Here is a 16,128-nt window from a genome sequence, read left to right as displayed (position 1 = left end):
AATCATCAGTGGAAATTCCGTCCGCGTGGCATCACGCTTGCGGTCTCAGCGATATCGCCATCCCTCGCCCTCCCCGTCGATCGTCCATCTGCGATCTTCCTGACCAGCCCATCCTTTGCCGATGCATCGACCTGTTTCTGCTGCCGATGATCCTGCGGCGGACGCAAAACCTCGTCCGAACGCTCACTGACACCAAAGCGTTTGGCCTCCCGCTGGAGGATACCGAGCAGCGGTGTCACGTCGTCGATATGTTCGACCACAGTATGGATGACGCCGCTCTGGCTTTGTAATTTGCCATAGATCTTTACGAGCCGCGCGCCCATGACCACGGCGCGGTATTTTTCGAAGATTTTCTTCCAGACGATGGCATTGGCAACACCGGTCTCATCCTCCAGCGTCATGAAGATCACACCGTTCGCGGAACCCGGCTGCTGACGCACCAGCACCAACCCCGCGATGATCACGCGCCTCCCATTCGCAACGCGAAGCAAATCGACATTGCGTGTCACACCTGCCCTGCCTAGCTCTTCACGCAGGAAGGAAACAGGGTGCCCTTTCAAAGATAAGGACAGGTAGCGGTAATCCTCGATGACCTGTTCACCCGGCAGCATCTCAGGGAGCTTGGCAGCCGGCTCAGGCTGAAGATCGATGTGACGAACAGTCTCAAAAAGCGGCAATTCTTCGGCCGCGCTTTTCACATCCAGCGCTCGCACCGCCCACAACGCCTGACGTCGTGATAGCCCGATGGATTGAAAAGCATCTGCATCCGCCAGCCGTTCAATGACGGATTTCTGCAAGCCGGAGCGCAGCCAAAGATCACGCACAGAATGGTAACCCTCGCGACGGTTCTCAACGAGCTTCTTCATATCGTCATCGGAGACTCCCTTGATCTGCAGAAGACCGAGCCGCACAGCATGGCGAGACTTGATGACTTCTCGCATCTCGCTGTGACGAAAATCGACACTTGCTCGGTCAAAAACCGCTTCTTCAAGGGTACATTCCCAATCCGAGTAATTAATATCGGCCGGCAGGATTTTAACGCCATGTTCGCGTGCATCCCGCACCAGCTGCGCCGGCGCATAAAAGCCCATCGGCTGTGAGTTCAGCATCGCGGCACAGAAGACGTCGGGATAATATGCCTTCAACCAAGAGGAGGCGTAGACGAGCAGCGCGAAAGAAGCTGCATGGCTTTCCGGAAAGCCGTATTCACCGAAGCCCTTGATTTGGTTAAAGCATTGCTTTGCAAATTCATGATCATATCCCCTTTCGACCATTCCATCCACGAACCGCTCTTCGAAGCTATCGATCGTGCCAGTTCTTTTGAATGTCGCCATTGATCTTCGAAGCCGATCGGCTTCGGCCGGCTTGAAGCCAGCTGCGGTGATGGCAATCTGCATGGCCTGTTCCTGGAACAGGGGAACCCCAAGGGTTCTTTCAAGAACAGTCCTAAGTTCCTCGCTGGGATATTCGATTGGAAGATTCTTATTCCGTAGCTCTCGACGCTTCAAATATGGATGCACCATATCTCCCTGAATCGGTCCTGGCCGGACGATGGCCACCTCGATGACAAGGTCGTAAAATATTCTCGGTTTCAGGCGCGGCAGCATACTCATCTGCGCCCGACTTTCGATCTGGAAAACGCCAAGCGTATCAGCCCGACCCATCATATCGTAAACCGGTTCACCCTCCTCCCCGTGCTCTTTATTGCCGAGATCGGCGAGGGTCTTTTTAACATCGTAATGCAGTTCAAGCAGCGTAAAGGCCCTGCGTAAGCAAGTCAGCATGCCAAGCGCCAGAATATCGACCTTGAGAATTTGGACATTGTCGAGGTCATCTTTATCCCATTCGATCATGTAACGTTTGGGCATTGCTGTCTTCATAATCGGTACAACTTCATCCAGCCGGTCACGGGTGATGACGAAACCGCCGACATGCTGAGTAAGATGACGAGGAAAACTGAGAAGCTCGGAGGCATATTTCAGTACATTTCGTGTCACCGAATCCTTCATATCGAGGCCAGCCGCTTTCGCATCCCGTTCCGAGAGATTGTCTTCGGACCAGCCCCAGACGAGACTGCTGATCGCCGATTGAACATCCTCTGACAAACCGAAGGCCTTGGCGACCTCACGGCCGGCCGAACGGGTACGATAGCTGGTGACGGCGGCCGTCAGTCCCGCGTGATCATGGCCATATCTTTTATAAATGGACTGAATGACATCTTCCCGCCGTTCATGCTCGAAATCGACATCGATATCCGGTGGCTCGTCCCGATCCATCGAAATGAACCGATCGAATAGAAGCGTGGTCTTTGTGGGATCGACTTCCGTGATCTCGAGGCAGTAGCAGATAACCGAATTGGCCGCCGAACCTCGTCCCTGGCAGAGAACCTTGAGATCATAACGGGCATGATGGATGATCTTGTGAACCGTCAGGAAATAGGAAGCATATTTCTTCTCGCTGATTAGGTTCAGCTCGTAATCGATCTGCTTTGCTACTTCAGGAGGAACACCGCCGGGATAGCGCTTTGCTGCTCCCGCGCGCGTCAATCTTTCGAGTGTATCCTGCGGCGTTTCACCAGGATCGTTTTCAGGGGGATAATTGTGTTTCAACTCGTTTAGCGAAAAACTCAGCTTGTTGAAGAACAGCTGCGTGTTCTCGATCGCGTCAGGATAATCCCGGAAGAGCCTAGATATTTCACGTGAATCTTTAAGATAGCGCTCTCCATTCGGCGCCAAGAGGAATCCGGCTTCCGATATCTGCACGTGCTCCCGGATTGCGATCACGACATCCGAAAGCGGCCGGCGCTCAGGATGATGATAGAGTGGTTGATTGGTTGCAATCAGCGGCACTCGATTGTGAGCAGCAATCATGGCAAGCACTGCAAAAGCTTGTCGGTCGCGGCCGTCATAGACCGGCGACAATGCGATGAAAAATGCTTTGCGGAAGCGTTTGCGAAACCGCTGCAAATAGTTTTCGAGTTCCAACTGCTTGGTTGGGTCATTCACGACGGCTCGGTTGGGGACGAGAGCAAGCATCATCTCGTCGCCCCATTCCATGAGCTCCGCTTCCGTCAGGATACAGGTTCCCTTGACAGCTTCTTCCTTCAGGTTTCCGGCGCTGAGCAGGCGGCAGAGATTTGCCCAACCTTTCCGGTTCCGCGGATAGGCAAGGATATCAGGCGTTTCATCGGAAAAGACGAGACGGGCGCCCGGCTGAACCCGGATGGGATCGAGAATGATCTCTGGTTTTCCCTTCTTCTCTGCCTCGGCTAAGATGGCATCCTTGTTCTTGTATCTCTCCTCAAGCTGCTGTGCCTGCGCATGAGCCCGCACCACGCCGGCAACCGAATTGCGATCAGCAATACCGAGACCGCCAAGCTTCAAAAAAGCGGCCTGCACGACCATCTCTTCAGGTTTCGAAGCACCTTCCAGGAACGAAAAATTCGTCTTCGCGCCGATTTCGAAAAATGCGGGTTCGGGCTTCATGCAAAGACCCCATGCATGAACCAGCGAGGATCGGGGCTGTCTCCATAAAGACCCCGGCGATAGATCCAGAAGCGGTGACCGGCCTCGTCCTCGATCCGGAAATAATCCCGCGTTTCGGCATCGTCTCCATCGATCCACCATTCCATGGCGATCCGTTCCGGCCCTTCGCTCTTTGCCACTTGATGCAGCAAACGTCGCCAACGGAAAATCTGCGGTGCACCGTCAGGCACTTCGGCAAATGCAACCTCTACTGGTTCCGGCGTTGCAAAGAGTCGCAGAGGGCGCTCCTCGCGGAAGGGAAGGGCACTGTCCTGCTCCACCTTGCGCCGAGCCGGAAGGCTCTCCATTGCCGGCACAGTAATCACGGCGCGCTCCGGCACATGGCTCTCGCGAAGCTGGAAGCTTTGCAGACAATCCGGGCCAAGCCGCGCCGCAACACGATCGATAAAACTCGAAAGCGAAATTTCCCCCTGCCGATCGCCTTCGAAGTCGCCCTGCGCATCATGGAACGGCTCATGCCGCAGGACATTCAGGCGCAGGATCTCAAAACCATAGCCGGCGTCGATATCATCATAGATCACCTGTAGCCGCTCGGAAAATAATCCCGCAATGAGCTTCGGATCGCGAAGCGGCCGGGAGGCACCCACGGAAATGCGAAACACCTTGCCATCCACACGGAACAACACCAGTTCGAAACCCCCCCCACCAGCACCGCGCGCCTCCAGGGACGGTTTCAGCGATATGGCAGCCTGTCCGGCGACGGCAAGAATCTGTTCTTCCGTTCCAATCGGCTCGACCAGACGGCGTTCGGACGAGAGACTGGCGACGGGGCGGCGGGGAGAGATCGGCTCTTCCTCACGACCCAGCGCCTGATCGAGACGCAGAAGCAGCGTCGACCCGAAGCGGCGGGTCAGCGGTGCCCGCGGTGCATGAATGACGTCACCGAGATATTTGAGGCCGAGTTTCTTCAGGGCATCGACGGTCTGTTCTTCCAGCCGCAAAGCTGCAACAGGCAGCGGCATCAGCACGCGTTCCGTCTCCTCATCCTCCACGACACCACCCTGCCCAAAACGAGAGACGGCCCAGGAAAGGCCGGGCGACGAGGAGATCGCTCCCCGTGCATCGAGCCCCATATGGAAGAGCCGCGACAGGATATCCCTCAGGAGCGCGCTTTCACCGCCAAAGAGATGGGCACAACCGGTAATATCGAGAAACAACCCATCCTTGCCGTCGAGCGCTACCATCGGCGTATAACGGTCGCACCAATCTGCAATCGCCTCCAGCAGCCTGCGGTCGGCTGCAGGGTCTTCTTCCACGACATCGAGCGCCGGATACATGGCGCGCGCTTCGGCAACGCCCTGTTCCTTCCTCAGTCCCAGCTTTTCGGCGAATTCGTCCAGCGCCGTCAGCCGCATGGCATTGTTAAGCTTGCCGGAACAGACGATCGGCGGCTTCTCAGGACGCCCTTTCAAGCGCCAGGAGAGCCCCCATCGCCTGCGCGCGATGCGGTCTGTCGCCAGATGCGGAAAGCTGAGCGCCAGAATGCGCTGACTGTTTGCCTGGAGGCCGAGCGAAGCTTGGTTCGCTGACAGGGAGAAATTCACGTTCATGAGGATTCCACTCCAGAAGAAAGGAGAGCGGGGCCGGATTGCGGCTCTTCTCCAGCGTGAGACGAAAAATCGGATTGCCGATGCTGCCGGAAAGTTTTGATCCATCTGGCAACGGCCGCGTGTTTGACGGCGCCGGCTCGACATGCAGGCGCAAGGCAGCGCTGCTCGCCTCCTCCTCCCCTGCTTGACGGATAAGAAAAAGCGGACGGCGGACGGCACGCGCCCTAAGGCTGAGCCGGCGACTTTCCGTTAAACCGAAATGCAAAGGGTTGCCGCGCACTTCGAAGACAACCGTCGAGAAAGCGGCACTCTCAATAGCAGCCTCCGCCAGCCAGAGCGCATCTTCCAGCTTGCGCGGCGCGGCATGAAAAAACAGTTCCGGCTTCAGCCCGAAATCCTTAAGCCCCGGTGCATAGGGGCGACCTGCCTCCAATGTGCCGACCGCATCACCGATCCAGAGTAGCGGCAAAGCCTTGCCGGCATCTTCTTCCTGTCTTTGCTTGCGCGCCGCTATAGCCATCGCTAAACCGCTTGCCGCCCCGACATCACGGGAACTCGCCGCACGGAATTCAGTGATCGCATCGAGCTGCAGACCGCCTTCCAGAGCGTCATCAAACAGTTCCACACCGAAAGACAGGCGCGGCGACGTACGCTCCTGCCGCATTTCGCGCCCTTCTGCCAAGGCTTCACGCTCGGCTGCAGCAAGCACCGGCGCGGGCTTTCCTTCCAGTCGGGCAATGGTTTCGCGGAGCGCAAAAAGCCGCTCGCGCGCCAGGGCGATCTGCGCCATGGCGGTCTCTCCATTCGTCTTGTTCCTGTTATGTTCTTATAGATTCCAGAGCTCTAATAGAGAGTCAACCGGCATTTTATAAGAATTTATTCCTGCCTTTGATTCCGCACTCGAAAATCGACGATAAAGGTTCTATATGGGCCGGCAAAGGAAGGAATATTCATGGCCCAGATAGACCAGAGCGATGATTGGCGGGATCGCCACGCGCCGACGATCAGCGCCTTCGAGTCGTTGGCAATGGAGGCATATAGCCACTTGCCGGACGAATTTCGCAAGCTGACGACCAATCTGACCATCGAGATCGAAGACTTTCCCGATGACGAAATATTCGAGGATATGGCGCTGGAAACGCCCTTCGACCTGCTCGGCCTTTTCGAGGGCCGCGGCATTTCGGAGCGTTTTACCGTGGAAACCGGCGAGATGCCGAACCGCATCCGCCTCTATCGCCGTCCGATCCTCGATTACTGGGCGGAAAACGACGAGACTTTGGGCGACATCATCACCCATGTGCTGATCCATGAAATTGGCCACCACTTCGGCCTCAGCGACGATGACATGGAACGCATCGAGGCAAGTGCCGAAGAAGCGGCCGAACGCTGACCTTATTGCTCGGACAGTTTCATGTCCGGGTCATAATCCTTGCCCTCGACCTCTTTGACGACCGCCTGGCCGCACTGCATCTCGCCGGTCGCGGCGTTGAATGCGTAGGTGGGCGAGCCGGATAGCGACCAGCCCTTGTTCAGCGCCGCAGTCACCTTGTGGCAGAAGGAAGCGTCGTCGGCACCAGTCAGGAAGCGGTAGAGTTTCATCAGGCAGGCTTTCTTGCAGAAATCAGGCGAGCTTTATGGACCAGAGCTTCAGCCTGGACAAGATGCAGCCGTTCGATCATCCGTCCGTTCGCGTTAATGACGTTGAGCCCTTCTGTGGCCGGGTCGGCAAAGGCGGCAATGATTGCCTCCGCCTCCGCGATCTCTTCTGCGCTCGGCCCAAAATACCGGTTGGCGGCTTCGATCTGCGCTGGATGGATCAACATCTTGCCTGCAAAACCCATGCCCCGGCCCTGTCTGCATTCGGCATTGAAACCTTCAGCATCCTGGAAATCGTTGAAGACGCTATCGAGCGCATCGAGCCCATAGGCCTTGACCGCCAGAATGACCTGCATCAGCCACGGCACGAGATAGGTCCGCCCGGTCTGCGGGAGAATCCCTGTTTCCTTACGCAAATCGTTGAGACCGACGACGAGACAATCGAGCCGCGATCCTGGTGTGCGGCCGGATTCGGTAATCGCCGCGGCATTCAGCACGCCGCGCGGCGTTTCGATCATCGCCCAGATACGCAATTCCTCTGGCGAATAGGCCTCGGCAAGCAGATCACCAATGGCCATCACGTCCTGCGGCTCGTCCACCTTGGGCAAGAGAACGGCATCGGGCGACAATGCCTTGACCAACTCGAGGTCGGCCAGCCCCAGGCCGGATGACAAAGAGTTGATGCGGATGATCCTCTCCTTGCCCTCAAGCGGCGGCGCGGCAAAAACCGCCTTCAGATTGTCGCGCGCTTCCGCCTTCTTCCCTGGGGCGACAGAATCCTCCAGATCGAAAATAATCGCATCGCAATCAAGGGAACGGGTCTTTTCGAGCGCACGCACGTTGACGGCGGGTACACTCAGCACCGAGCGGCGCAGACGCAGGGAACGAAGAGGTGGTGTTCTGCTCATGAAACATTAGTGCCAAGCTTTGCAAAGCCCGGCAAGACAACAAAAAGCCATGCTTGTCTTGCAGAGAGGAAAAAGAAGGACCACATTCCTTTCCGTAGAAAGGTCTCCAATCAATGCAGAACATTCGTTCCATCTTCTTCATGCTCGCCGGCGCCACCGTTTTCGTGGCCATGCTGCTTCTTACCTTTTCGGTCACGCTCGCCGTTGGCGGCATCCTGACCGTGCTCATGGTCGGCCGCGCCCTTTCGATGAAGATGAAGCCCGCCCCCGTTCGCGCCCGCGCTGACGGCAAGCGCGAAATGCGCATCTGGAACGACGGTCGCGGCACCATCATCGATCTCTGATCGCTTTTCGCTGAAAATTCTGACCGACATTGTCGGCTCACACTCCCATGCTACGTCCTTGAAGCAGCCGAGCATTCAGCCGGCACTTCAAAAACGAATGGAGGACGAGCATGGACGCGATGGAGAGCAACCAGGCCAAGATGCCGCCGGTCAAGAATGGCCTGCTTCCCTATCTAACGGTTGATGGCGCGGTTAAGGCTGCGGAATTCTACAAGAAGGCTTTCGGCGCCGAACAGGCTTATATCGTGCCGCCAGACGAGAGTGGCCGTACGATGCATGTACACCTCTATATTAACGGCAGCTCGCTGATGCTGTCGGACGCCTATCCGGAATATGGCCACCCCTTCAAAGGCCACGAGGGTTTTGGCATCCAGCTGGTTATCGACGATATCGACTTCTGGTGGGACCGGGCTGTTGCTGCCGGTGCCGAAGTCGTCATGCCGGTCGAACTGATGTTCTGGGGCGACCGCTACGGCCAGCTTCGCGATCCGTTCGGCGTCCTCTGGGGCTTGAACGCGCCGTCCAAGTGAGCAATTCGCACAATCAGCAGGCCGCGCGAAAGTCGCTTGGCCTGCATCGGCGAAAGATTCTTCTTCATTTCGGCGGAAAACTGGAATAGATGCAAGTTCAGAAGTACGTTTTGCTGAAATGGAGCATAGGTCATGGATAAATTCGTGAAGCTCACGGGCGTTGCAGCGCCCCTGCCGGTCGTCAATATCGACACCGACATGATCATTCCGAAGGATTATCTGAAGACCATCAAGCGCACCGGCCTTGGCAAAGGCCTTTTCGCCGAAGCCCGTTATAACGAAGACGGCTCCGAAAACCCTGATTTCGTGCTGAACAAGCCGGCCTATCGCGATGCCAAGATCCTCGTTGCCGGCGACAATTTCGGCTGCGGCTCCTCGCGTGAACACGCTCCGTGGGCGCTGCTCGACTTCGGCATCCGCTGCGTGATCTCCACCAGCTTCGCCGACATCTTCTACAACAACTGCTTCAAAAACGGCATCCTGCCGATCAAGGTCAGCCAGGAAGACCTCGACAAGCTGATGGACGATGCCGAGCGCGGCTCGAATGCCGTTCTGACCGTCGATCTCCAAAACCTCGAAATCACCGGTCCAGATGGCGGCTCGATCAAGTTCGACCTCGACGAATTCAAGCGCCATTGCCTGCTGAATGGTCTCGACGATATCGGCCTGACCATGGAAAAGGGCAAGGCGATCGACGAATTCGAAAAGAGGAACGCCGCTTCGCATCCATGGGCTGCCTAAGCTCTGGCGTATTGCCTACCCATCAAGCCGGGCTTTTCGCCCGGCTTTTCTTTGCCCGCTCAGAGAAATTTTTCTTTCCAGGCATCAAGCTTTTCAAGCGATACACCTACCCCGCCACAGACTTCGATGAGCGGATTGTCGAAGCGCGACAGCAGATCGGCATGCACATCGGCAACCGCAAGCGCGGCACCGCAGGCCGGTTCGACCAGGATGCGCTGCGCATCGGCAAATTTCCGGCAAGCGGCTACGGCGTCAGCATCGCTGACGAGAACGCTTTCGATCGGATGATGTTTCGGCAGATCGAAAACATGCTGCGCTACCTGCCGTGCCCCGAGCGATGTCGCAATCGAGGTGATCGCCGGCAGCGAGACGCGCTCATTGGCCTTCAGGCTGGCGTGGAATGAAGCAGCCCCCTCCGTCTCGACCGCAATGACGGGCACATCCGCGAGCCCGTTCCGCCTTAGCCCTTCGACGATACCGGCAAGCAACCCACCGCCGCCGACGCTGGTGATGACACAATCGAACTTTGCGCCCGTCGCCACGACTTCATCGATCAGCGTGGCATGGCCATCCCAAAGAAGCGGGTGGTCGAAGGGGTGCACATAGGTCGCCTTACGGCTTTCTGCGAGACCGATCGCATGGGCATTGGCTTCGTCAAAGACAGATCCATGGACCAGCACATTGGCGCCGGTCGCGGCAATCGTCTTGCGCACATCGGGCGCCGTCGTCTCGGGCACGACGATCGTAACAGGCACACCGAGCGCCCGTCCGGCATAGGCTGCGGCAACGCCGGCATTGCCGCCGGAGGCGCAAAAGATTTCGCGCGCCCCGTTTTGAACCTCGTGCTGGCAAAGCCGGCCGACACCACGCAGCTTGAAGCTGCCGGAAGGCTGCAGCGAGTCGAGCTTCAGCCAGAGCGGCTTCCCGCTGGCGCTGTAATCAGGCGCCGTTTGAGTAAGGGGCGTGTCGAGATGGAGAGATGCGAAAGACATAGGAGAGTATCCAAAAAGGAATAGGCAAGGCTGCCGTTCTAGCCCGGTTACGGGCACCGGAGCAACCTTGTCAGGCATCACATGATACGGAGGTAAGCGTACCGATTCACCCGTTCTCTCGCTTGAAATGCCTATTTTCGGGGTCTAAGAAGCCGCAGCTTGTTTTTCCGCGGAGGGTTTCATGACAGCGCGCAATCTTTTCCTGCTGCCGGGTGACGGCATCGGCCCCGAAGCCATGGGCGAGGTCCGCAAGATTATCGCCTATATGAACGAGGCGATGAACACCGGCTTTGTCACGGACGAAGGCCTTGTCGGCGGTTGCGCTTATGATGCGCATGGTGCGGCAATCTCCGAAGACGACATGAAGAAGGCGCTTGCCGCCGATGCCGTTCTCTTCGGCGCTGTCGGTGGCCCGAAATGGGATAGCGTTCCATACGAAGTGCGGCCGGAAGCCGGCCTCCTGCGTCTTCGCAAGGATCTGGAACTTTTCGCCAACCTGCGCCCAGCGATCTGCTATCCGGCACTCGCTTCGGCTTCCTCGCTGAAGCCGGAACTGGTCGAAGGTCTCGACATCCTCATCATTCGCGAGCTGACGGGCGGCGTTTATTTCGGCGAACCGAAGGAAATTATCGATCTCGGCAATGGTCAGAAGCGCGGCATCGATACGCAGGTCTACGATACCTATGAGATCGAGCGGATCGCCGGTGTTGCCTTTGAAATGGCCCGCACCCGCAACAATCGCGTCTGCTCGATGGAAAAGCGCAACGTCATGAAATCAGGCGTGCTCTGGAACCAAGTCGTGACCGAGACGCACAAGGCGAAATATTCCGACGTGCAGCTGGAGCACATGCTGGCCGATGCTGGGGGCATGCAGCTCGTTCGTCAGCCGAAGCAGTTCGATGTCATCGTCACCGACAACCTCTTCGGCGACATGCTGTCCGACGTTGCCGCCATGCTCACAGGTTCGCTCGGCATGCTGCCCTCAGCCTCGCTTGGCGCACCTGATGGCAAGACCGGCAAACGCAAGGCTCTCTACGAGCCGGTGCACGGCTCGGCACCTGATATTGCCGGCAAGGGCATCGCCAACCCGATCGCTATGATCGCCTCTTTCGCCATGTGCCTTCGCTACTCCTTCAACCTAGTCAAGGAAGCTGACAATCTGGAAAAGGCAATCGCCAACGTGCTCGACAAGGGCATCCGCACCGGCGATATCATGGCCCCGGGCAGCCGCCAGGTCGGTACCGTCGAGATGGGCGACGCGATCCTTGACGAATTCAAGGCGCTTTCTGCCTGATATTTCACGTGAAACGCTTTTCAGCCCTTCGCACTCGGTGCGGAGGGCTTTTTATTGAAGCCGGGACAATCGCCTCATCAAGGAGTAATCGTTACCAAGATTGCTCAAAAACATCTGACGAAACACCGTCCCTGTCGTAATCTTGTGCATTTTTTCTGCCTATTCGTTACCCCTAGGGTTATCCAGGTAGTATAATGTGGGCACTTTTAGTCTCCTTGGACAGGCGCCGGCGCAGACGCGGCGGCCGTGCGATGCCATCATTGCGGTGGCGTGCATGCCTGTTCATTACGCTGAACGCCGTCATCCTTTCCATGTTGATCTTCGATGCCCCGATTGGTGCGGGGGCCCTGCCGGAGCCTATTCAACGCTTCGGGGAAATGTTGACCGATTTTGGTGATTCCGGCTGGCTGATCCTCACCAGCGCCTTGCTCTTCTTCCACGGCAGAGCTGGCTATAACATCTTGAGAAGCGCAAGGGCGAAGGCTCAGGCGCTCTATGTGAGCTGGATCGGAGCCTATCTTTTTACAACCGTCGTCTTTTCTGGCCTGCTCGCAAACCTGCTAAAACGCATGATCGGCCGCGCGCGTCCCGAACATTTTCACGATCTCGGCGTGCTTTCCTTCACGCCCTTTTCCGGCGATGCAGCACTGGAGAGCTTTCCATCAGGTCATTCGACCACGGTGGGTGCCTTCTTCGCTGCATTCGCCCTGCTCTTCCCGCGCTACCGGGTTCCCTTCATCGCTTGTGCCATCTGGCTCGGCATGACGCGTGTCATGGTCGGCGCGCATTATCCGAGCGATGTCATTGCCGGCCTTGCCTTCGGCGCCTGGTTCTCGCTGCTGACAGCCATCGTCTATGCCCGCTATGGCCTGCTTTTCAAGCTTTGTCCGGACGGCTGGCCGACGTCCAAACGATACTTTCCAGACGCATAAGAGAATGGCGCACGAAAAACCCGGCGCTTTTCGGCACCGGGCTTTATTTTCCAAGATATCAGCCGTGCCTTAATCCAGCGCGTGTATGTCCCGGTTCTTGGTTTCCGGCAGGAACAGCACACCGACGACCAGCGTGATAGCGGCGAAGACGATAGGATACCAGAGACCATAATAGATGTTGCCCGCGGCGGCACTCATCGCGAAAGCCGTAGCAGGCAGAAGGCCGCCGAACCAGCCGTTGCCGATATGATAGGGCAGGGACATGCCGGTATAGCGGATGCGGGTCGGGAAAAGTTCGACCAGTAGGGCCGCGATCGGACCGTAGACCATCGTCACGTAGAGCACGAGTACGAACAGGATGGCGATCGTACCAGCCCAGTTGACACGAGCAGGATCGGCCGTCATCGCGAACGCACCGCCGCCAGGGATCGTGAAGACGGCCATGTCGGTGACACTTTTTGCCTCATCCGCCGTCAGCAACTTGCCGGCAACCAGTTTGTCGGCTGGTAGCGTTTCCTTCTGGCCAGCGCGTATCGCATCGGCGTTGAGGGCAAGTTCAGGATTGGCGGCGATGAAGGCATCGAGCTTCGCGTCGGCAACCTTGGCAGCACCGCGCTTCAGCGGATAGCCAGCATCATGAAGGGCGAGATTGACGTTCTTTTCGAAGGCGGCACTCGCTTTAGCCGCATCGGCGCCGGCTGCGACGGCGTCGAAGCTGGTGATCGTGCGGTCACCGATCTTCACGGTTGCCGGCTGGCCGGCCGGACCCGGCACCACATCAAAAGGCACCGAGTTCTTGGTCAGGAACGCTGTTGCGATATCGCAGGAACTGGTGAACTTGGCAGTACCCGTCGGATTGAACTGGAATCTGCAATCCGCCGGATCGGCCGTCACCGTTGCCCGGATTGTCGCCTGCGCCTCATAGAGAGCTGGATTTGCCGTATAGGTCATCGCCTTGAACAGCGGGAAGTAGGTGACCGCTGCAATCAGCAAACCTGCCATGATGATCGGCTTGCGGCCAATCCTGTCCGACAGCCCGCCGAAGATGACGAAAAATGGTGTGGCGAGGAAGAGGGCGACTGCGACCATGATGTTGGCCGACTGCAGATCGACCTTCAGCACGTTCTGTAGGAAGAACAGGGCGTAGAATTGACCGCCATACCAGATAACCGCCTGGCCCATAGTGGCACCGAAAAGGGCAATCAACGCGATCTTGGCATTCCGCCACTGGCCGAAAGCTTCCGTCAGTGGCGCCTTCGACCCCTTGCCTTCTGCCTTCATACGCTGGAAGGCGGGCGATTCGTTCATCTTCAACCGGATCCACACGGAGATACCGAGCAGAACGACGGAAACCAGGAACGGAATACGCCAGCCCCACGCGGCAAAGGCGGTCGAGCCCATGACCGATTGGACCGTGACGATAACGATCAGAGACAGGAAGAGACCGAGCGTTGCTGTCGTCTGGATCCAGGACGTAAAGTAGCCACGGCGGCCTTGCGGCGCGTGTTCGGCAACGTAAGTGGCTGCACCGCCATATTCACCGCCGAGCGCCAGGCCCTGCAGCAGGCGCAGGCCGATCAGAATGATCGGTGCAGCAATGCCAATGGAGGCTGCACCCGGCAGAACGCCGACCAGAAAGGTCGATAGACCCATGATGAGAATGGTGACCAGGAACGTGTATTTGCGGCCGACGAGATCGCCAAGGCGACCGAAAACCAACGCACCGAACGGACGCACCAGGAAGCCGGCGGCAAAAGCGAGCAGCGTGAAGATGTTACGCGTCGCTTCCGGATACTGGGTGAAATAGGTCGCGCCGATATAGGTGGCGAGCGAACCATAAAGATAGAAATCATACCATTCGAAAACCGTGCCGAGCGACGAGGCGAAGATGACCTTCTTCTCCTCGCCCGTCATCGGACCGGCTTTTGCACCGTCGACGCTTGCGACATTTGCCATTGTCTGTCCTCCACAGAGTGATGAGCAACGGTCGCGGCCCACTCTCCTCAAAGCATACCCCTGGCCGCGACACGCCTGACGAGAGTTTGACAGAAAAGACGCATCAGAAAGAGGGATGCTTTGGGATTATGACTTTAGTCTAATGCAATGGTGCGTAAGCTCACGCATACGCAGCCATTGGGCATTTACCCCACGATCAGACGCGTAGCGCTTGAGCCGGAGATTGCTTGTAGGCAAGGACTGCCGGACGGGCGGGCCAGGATGGCTGCGAAGGAAAGCATACGCATGGAAAACGCTCGTTTCAGTCATTACAACGGGCCAGGGCTATTCCCCAGCAATGACAGAGGGATCACAAAACGCCGTAGCGCTGCGGCACCTTCTCCTGCTCTCGTCGCACACGCAAAAACCTTGACTCCTGTGGAAAACCTTTTATGAGCAACCACGGAAAAGGATTATCCATGGTTCGCCACGAGCACGCTATCGCTGAGCGCAATAACCTGGCATCAAATGCCGGGCTGGATCTTGCCGTTCCGGTTTCTTCCAAAACCAAGGCCAAAACGACGACGAAAACCGTCTGACGTCTCTGGCCTGCCGCTCTCTCCCCGGCCCGGCCGGGGACAGGAAGCCGCGATGATTTCGCGCTTTCCCCCTCACCGGACAAGAGGAGAGAAGAGAAAGAGAGCTTGAGAAATGGGTTTCAAAGTTGCAGTTGCGGGAGCGACCGGAAATGTCGGGCGGGAAATGCTCAACATTCTTTCCGAACGTGGTTTCCCGGCCGATGAAGTCGTAGCGCTCGCCTCCGCCCGCTCCCAGGGCACCGAGGTTTCCTACGGTGACCGGACGCTGAAAGTCGCCAATCTGGAGAACTACGATTTCTCCGATACCGATATCTGCTTGATGTCGGCCGGCGGCGAGGTTTCCAAGCGTTTCTCTCCGAAGATCGGCCAGCAGGGCTGCGTCGTCATCGACAATTCCTCCGCCTGGCGCTACGATGCCGACGTGCCGCTGATCGTTCCGGAAGTAAACCCGGACGCGATCTCGCTCTTCACGAAGCGCAACATCATTGCCAATCCGAATTGCTCGACGGCTCAGCTCGTCGTTGCGCTGAAGCCGCTGCACGACTTCGCCAAGATCAAGCGCGTCGTCGTCTCGACCTATCAGTCGGTTTCCGGCGCCGGCAAGGAAGGCATGGACGAACTCTTCAATCAGACCCGCGCTGTCTTCGTTGCCGATCCGATCGAGAACAAGAAGTTCACCAAGCGCATCGCCTTCAACGTCATTCCGCACATCGACGTCTTCATGGAAGACGGCTACACGAAGGAGGAATGGAAGGTTCTGGCTGAAACGAAGAAGATGCTTGATCCGAAGATCAAGGTGACCTGCACCGCGGTCCGCGTTCCCGTCTTCATCGGCCATTCGGAATCGGTCAACATCGAATTCGAAAGCGAGATCACCGCCGATCAGGCCCGCGATATCCTGCGCGAGGCACCGGGCTGCCTTGTCATCGACAAGCATGAGAACGGCGGCTACATCACGCCTTATGAATCCGCTGGCGAAGACGCGACCTACATCTCGCGCATCCGCGAGGACGCAACAGTCGAGAACGGCCTCAACCTTTGGGTCGTCTCCGACAACCTACGCAAGGGTGCAGCTCTCAACGCCATCCAGATCGCCGAGCTGCTCGTCAATCGCGGCCTCGTCAAGCCGCGCAAGCAGGCAGCCTGATACCATTTGTAAACC

General features: G+C 57.5%; 14 protein-coding genes and 1 pseudogene. 8 read left to right on the top strand and 7 right to left on the bottom strand.

Features of this window, described 5'->3' with window-relative positions:
* Positions 1–5 precede the first annotated feature (5 nt).
* The 3 genes from FHX15_RS28100 to FHX15_RS31200 are packed head-to-tail and all read right to left on the bottom strand — an operon-like array spanning position 6 to position 5,885.
* Complete coding sequence (locus FHX15_RS28100; protein ID WP_184401632.1) at positions 6–3,485, bottom strand: error-prone DNA polymerase; 3,480 nt, start codon at positions 3,483–3,485, stop codon at positions 6–8.
* Positions 3,482–4,957, bottom strand: a complete 1,476-nt coding sequence (locus FHX15_RS28095) for a DNA polymerase Y family protein (RefSeq protein ID WP_281413834.1) — start codon at positions 4,955–4,957, stop codon at positions 3,482–3,484. The genes FHX15_RS28100 and FHX15_RS28095 overlap by 4 nt, the downstream gene beginning before the upstream one ends.
* Positions 4,941–5,885: an ImuA family protein gene (locus tag FHX15_RS31200; RefSeq protein ID WP_246779114.1), complete on the bottom strand. Its 945-nt coding sequence runs from the start codon at positions 5,883–5,885 to the stop codon at positions 4,941–4,943. The genes FHX15_RS28095 and FHX15_RS31200 overlap by 17 nt, the downstream gene beginning before the upstream one ends.
* Positions 5,886–6,047: 162 nt before the next feature.
* Here FHX15_RS31200 and FHX15_RS28090 point away from each other — a divergent pair, with 162 nt between their 5' ends.
* A complete protein-coding gene (locus FHX15_RS28090; RefSeq protein ID WP_184401630.1) occupies positions 6,048–6,485 on the top strand; it encodes a metallopeptidase family protein in 438 nt (145 codons plus the stop codon).
* A gap of 2 nt (positions 6,486–6,487) precedes the next feature.
* On the opposite strand, the gene FHX15_RS28085 is transcribed toward FHX15_RS28090, so the two are convergent.
* Together FHX15_RS28085 and FHX15_RS28080 are read right to left on the bottom strand one after the other, a co-directional pair.
* The gene (locus FHX15_RS28085; protein ID WP_184401629.1) at positions 6,488–6,694 is read right to left on the bottom strand and encodes a DUF1737 domain-containing protein; all 207 of its coding nucleotides are present in this window, start codon (positions 6,692–6,694) and stop codon (positions 6,488–6,490) included.
* Positions 6,694–7,599, bottom strand: a complete 906-nt coding sequence (locus FHX15_RS28080; protein ID WP_184401628.1) for a CoA ester lyase — start codon at positions 7,597–7,599, stop codon at positions 6,694–6,696. Before FHX15_RS28080 ends, FHX15_RS28085 begins: the two co-directional genes overlap by 1 nt.
* A 113-nt stretch (positions 7,600–7,712) precedes the next feature.
* Between FHX15_RS28080 and FHX15_RS28075 the strand changes: the two genes are divergently transcribed.
* The 3 genes from FHX15_RS28075 to leuD all read left to right on the top strand — a co-directional run bounded on the left by FHX15_RS28075 (position 7,713) and on the right by leuD (position 9,214).
* A complete protein-coding gene (locus tag FHX15_RS28075) occupies positions 7,713–7,943 on the top strand; it encodes a hypothetical protein (RefSeq protein ID WP_007824784.1) in 231 nt (76 codons plus the stop codon).
* 110 nt (positions 7,944–8,053) lie between these two features.
* The gene (locus tag FHX15_RS28070; protein ID WP_184401627.1) at positions 8,054–8,473 is read left to right on the top strand and encodes a glyoxalase/bleomycin resistance/extradiol dioxygenase family protein; all 420 of its coding nucleotides are present in this window, start codon (positions 8,054–8,056) and stop codon (positions 8,471–8,473) included.
* A 132-nt stretch (positions 8,474–8,605) separates the two neighbouring features.
* Positions 8,606–9,214 carry a 3-isopropylmalate dehydratase small subunit gene (leuD, locus tag FHX15_RS28065; protein ID WP_184401626.1) on the top strand — a complete coding sequence of 203 codons (609 nt, stop codon included), beginning with the start codon at positions 8,606–8,608 and terminating at the stop codon, positions 9,212–9,214.
* Positions 9,215–9,273: 59 nt separating this feature from the next.
* On the opposite strand, the gene FHX15_RS28060 is transcribed toward leuD, so the two are convergent.
* Positions 9,274–10,206 carry a pyridoxal-phosphate dependent enzyme gene (locus FHX15_RS28060; protein ID WP_184401625.1) on the bottom strand — a complete coding sequence of 311 codons (933 nt, stop codon included), beginning with the start codon at positions 10,204–10,206 and terminating at the stop codon, positions 9,274–9,276.
* 181 nt (positions 10,207–10,387) lie between these two features.
* On the opposite strand from FHX15_RS28060, the gene leuB reads away from it, so the two are divergent.
* A complete protein-coding gene (gene leuB, locus FHX15_RS28055) occupies positions 10,388–11,500 on the top strand; it encodes a 3-isopropylmalate dehydrogenase (RefSeq protein ID WP_184401624.1) in 1,113 nt (370 codons plus the stop codon).
* Between the two features lie 194 nt (positions 11,501–11,694).
* Positions 11,695–12,432, top strand: coding sequence for a lipid A 1-phosphatase LpxE (gene lpxE, locus FHX15_RS28050; protein WP_184401623.1), 738 nt, complete (start codon positions 11,695–11,697; stop codon positions 12,430–12,432).
* Between the two features lie 69 nt (positions 12,433–12,501).
* Here lpxE and FHX15_RS28045 read toward each other — a convergent pair whose 3' ends face one another.
* Positions 12,502–14,388 carry an MFS transporter gene (locus FHX15_RS28045; protein WP_184401622.1) on the bottom strand — a complete coding sequence of 629 codons (1,887 nt, stop codon included), beginning with the start codon at positions 14,386–14,388 and terminating at the stop codon, positions 12,502–12,504.
* 348 nt (positions 14,389–14,736) lie between these two features.
* Here FHX15_RS28045 and FHX15_RS28040 point away from each other — a divergent pair.
* Both FHX15_RS28040 and FHX15_RS28035 read left to right on the top strand, forming a co-directional pair.
* Positions 14,737–14,966, top strand: a pseudogene (locus FHX15_RS28040) (hypothetical protein).
* A 112-nt stretch (positions 14,967–15,078) separates the two neighbouring features.
* Entirely contained in the window at positions 15,079–16,113 is a 1,035-nt protein-coding gene (locus FHX15_RS28035; RefSeq protein WP_184401621.1) for an aspartate-semialdehyde dehydrogenase, read from the top strand.
* Positions 16,114–16,128: the final 15 nt, after the last annotated feature.

Origin of the sequence: Rhizobium sp. BK650, assembly GCF_014195325.1 — a bacterium.
GTDB lineage: Bacteria > Pseudomonadota > Alphaproteobacteria > Rhizobiales > Rhizobiaceae > Rhizobium.
The sequence above is the reverse complement of the archived record's forward strand: the minus strand, read 5'-3'. Positions and strand labels throughout refer to the sequence as shown.

Excerpts from the sequence above, each read along its gene's own strand:
- FHX15_RS28100 (WP_184401632.1), bottom strand. The coding sequence starts at position 3,485 with ATGAAGCCCGAACCCGCATTTTTCGAAATCGGCGCGAAGACGAATTTT.
- FHX15_RS31200 (WP_246779114.1), bottom strand. The coding sequence starts at position 5,885 with ATGGCGCAGATCGCCCTGGCGCGCGAGCGGCTTTTTGCGCTCCGCGAA.
- FHX15_RS28090 (WP_184401630.1), top strand. The coding sequence starts at position 6,048 with ATGGCCCAGATAGACCAGAGCGATGATTGGCGGGATCGCCACGCGCCG.
- FHX15_RS28085 (WP_184401629.1), bottom strand. The coding sequence starts at position 6,694 with ATGAAACTCTACCGCTTCCTGACTGGTGCCGACGACGCTTCCTTCTGC.
- FHX15_RS28080 (WP_184401628.1), bottom strand. The coding sequence starts at position 7,599 with ATGAGCAGAACACCACCTCTTCGTTCCCTGCGTCTGCGCCGCTCGGTG.
- FHX15_RS28075 (WP_007824784.1), top strand. The coding sequence starts at position 7,713 with ATGCAGAACATTCGTTCCATCTTCTTCATGCTCGCCGGCGCCACCGTT.
- FHX15_RS28070 (WP_184401627.1), top strand. The coding sequence starts at position 8,054 with ATGGACGCGATGGAGAGCAACCAGGCCAAGATGCCGCCGGTCAAGAAT.
- leuD (WP_184401626.1), top strand. The coding sequence starts at position 8,606 with ATGGATAAATTCGTGAAGCTCACGGGCGTTGCAGCGCCCCTGCCGGTC.
- FHX15_RS28060 (WP_184401625.1), bottom strand. The coding sequence starts at position 10,206 with ATGTCTTTCGCATCTCTCCATCTCGACACGCCCCTTACTCAAACGGCG.
- leuB (WP_184401624.1), top strand. The coding sequence starts at position 10,388 with ATGACAGCGCGCAATCTTTTCCTGCTGCCGGGTGACGGCATCGGCCCC.
- lpxE (WP_184401623.1), top strand. The coding sequence starts at position 11,695 with ATGTGGGCACTTTTAGTCTCCTTGGACAGGCGCCGGCGCAGACGCGGC.
- FHX15_RS28045 (WP_184401622.1), bottom strand. The coding sequence starts at position 14,388 with ATGGCAAATGTCGCAAGCGTCGACGGTGCAAAAGCCGGTCCGATGACG.
- FHX15_RS28035 (WP_184401621.1), top strand. The coding sequence starts at position 15,079 with ATGGGTTTCAAAGTTGCAGTTGCGGGAGCGACCGGAAATGTCGGGCGG.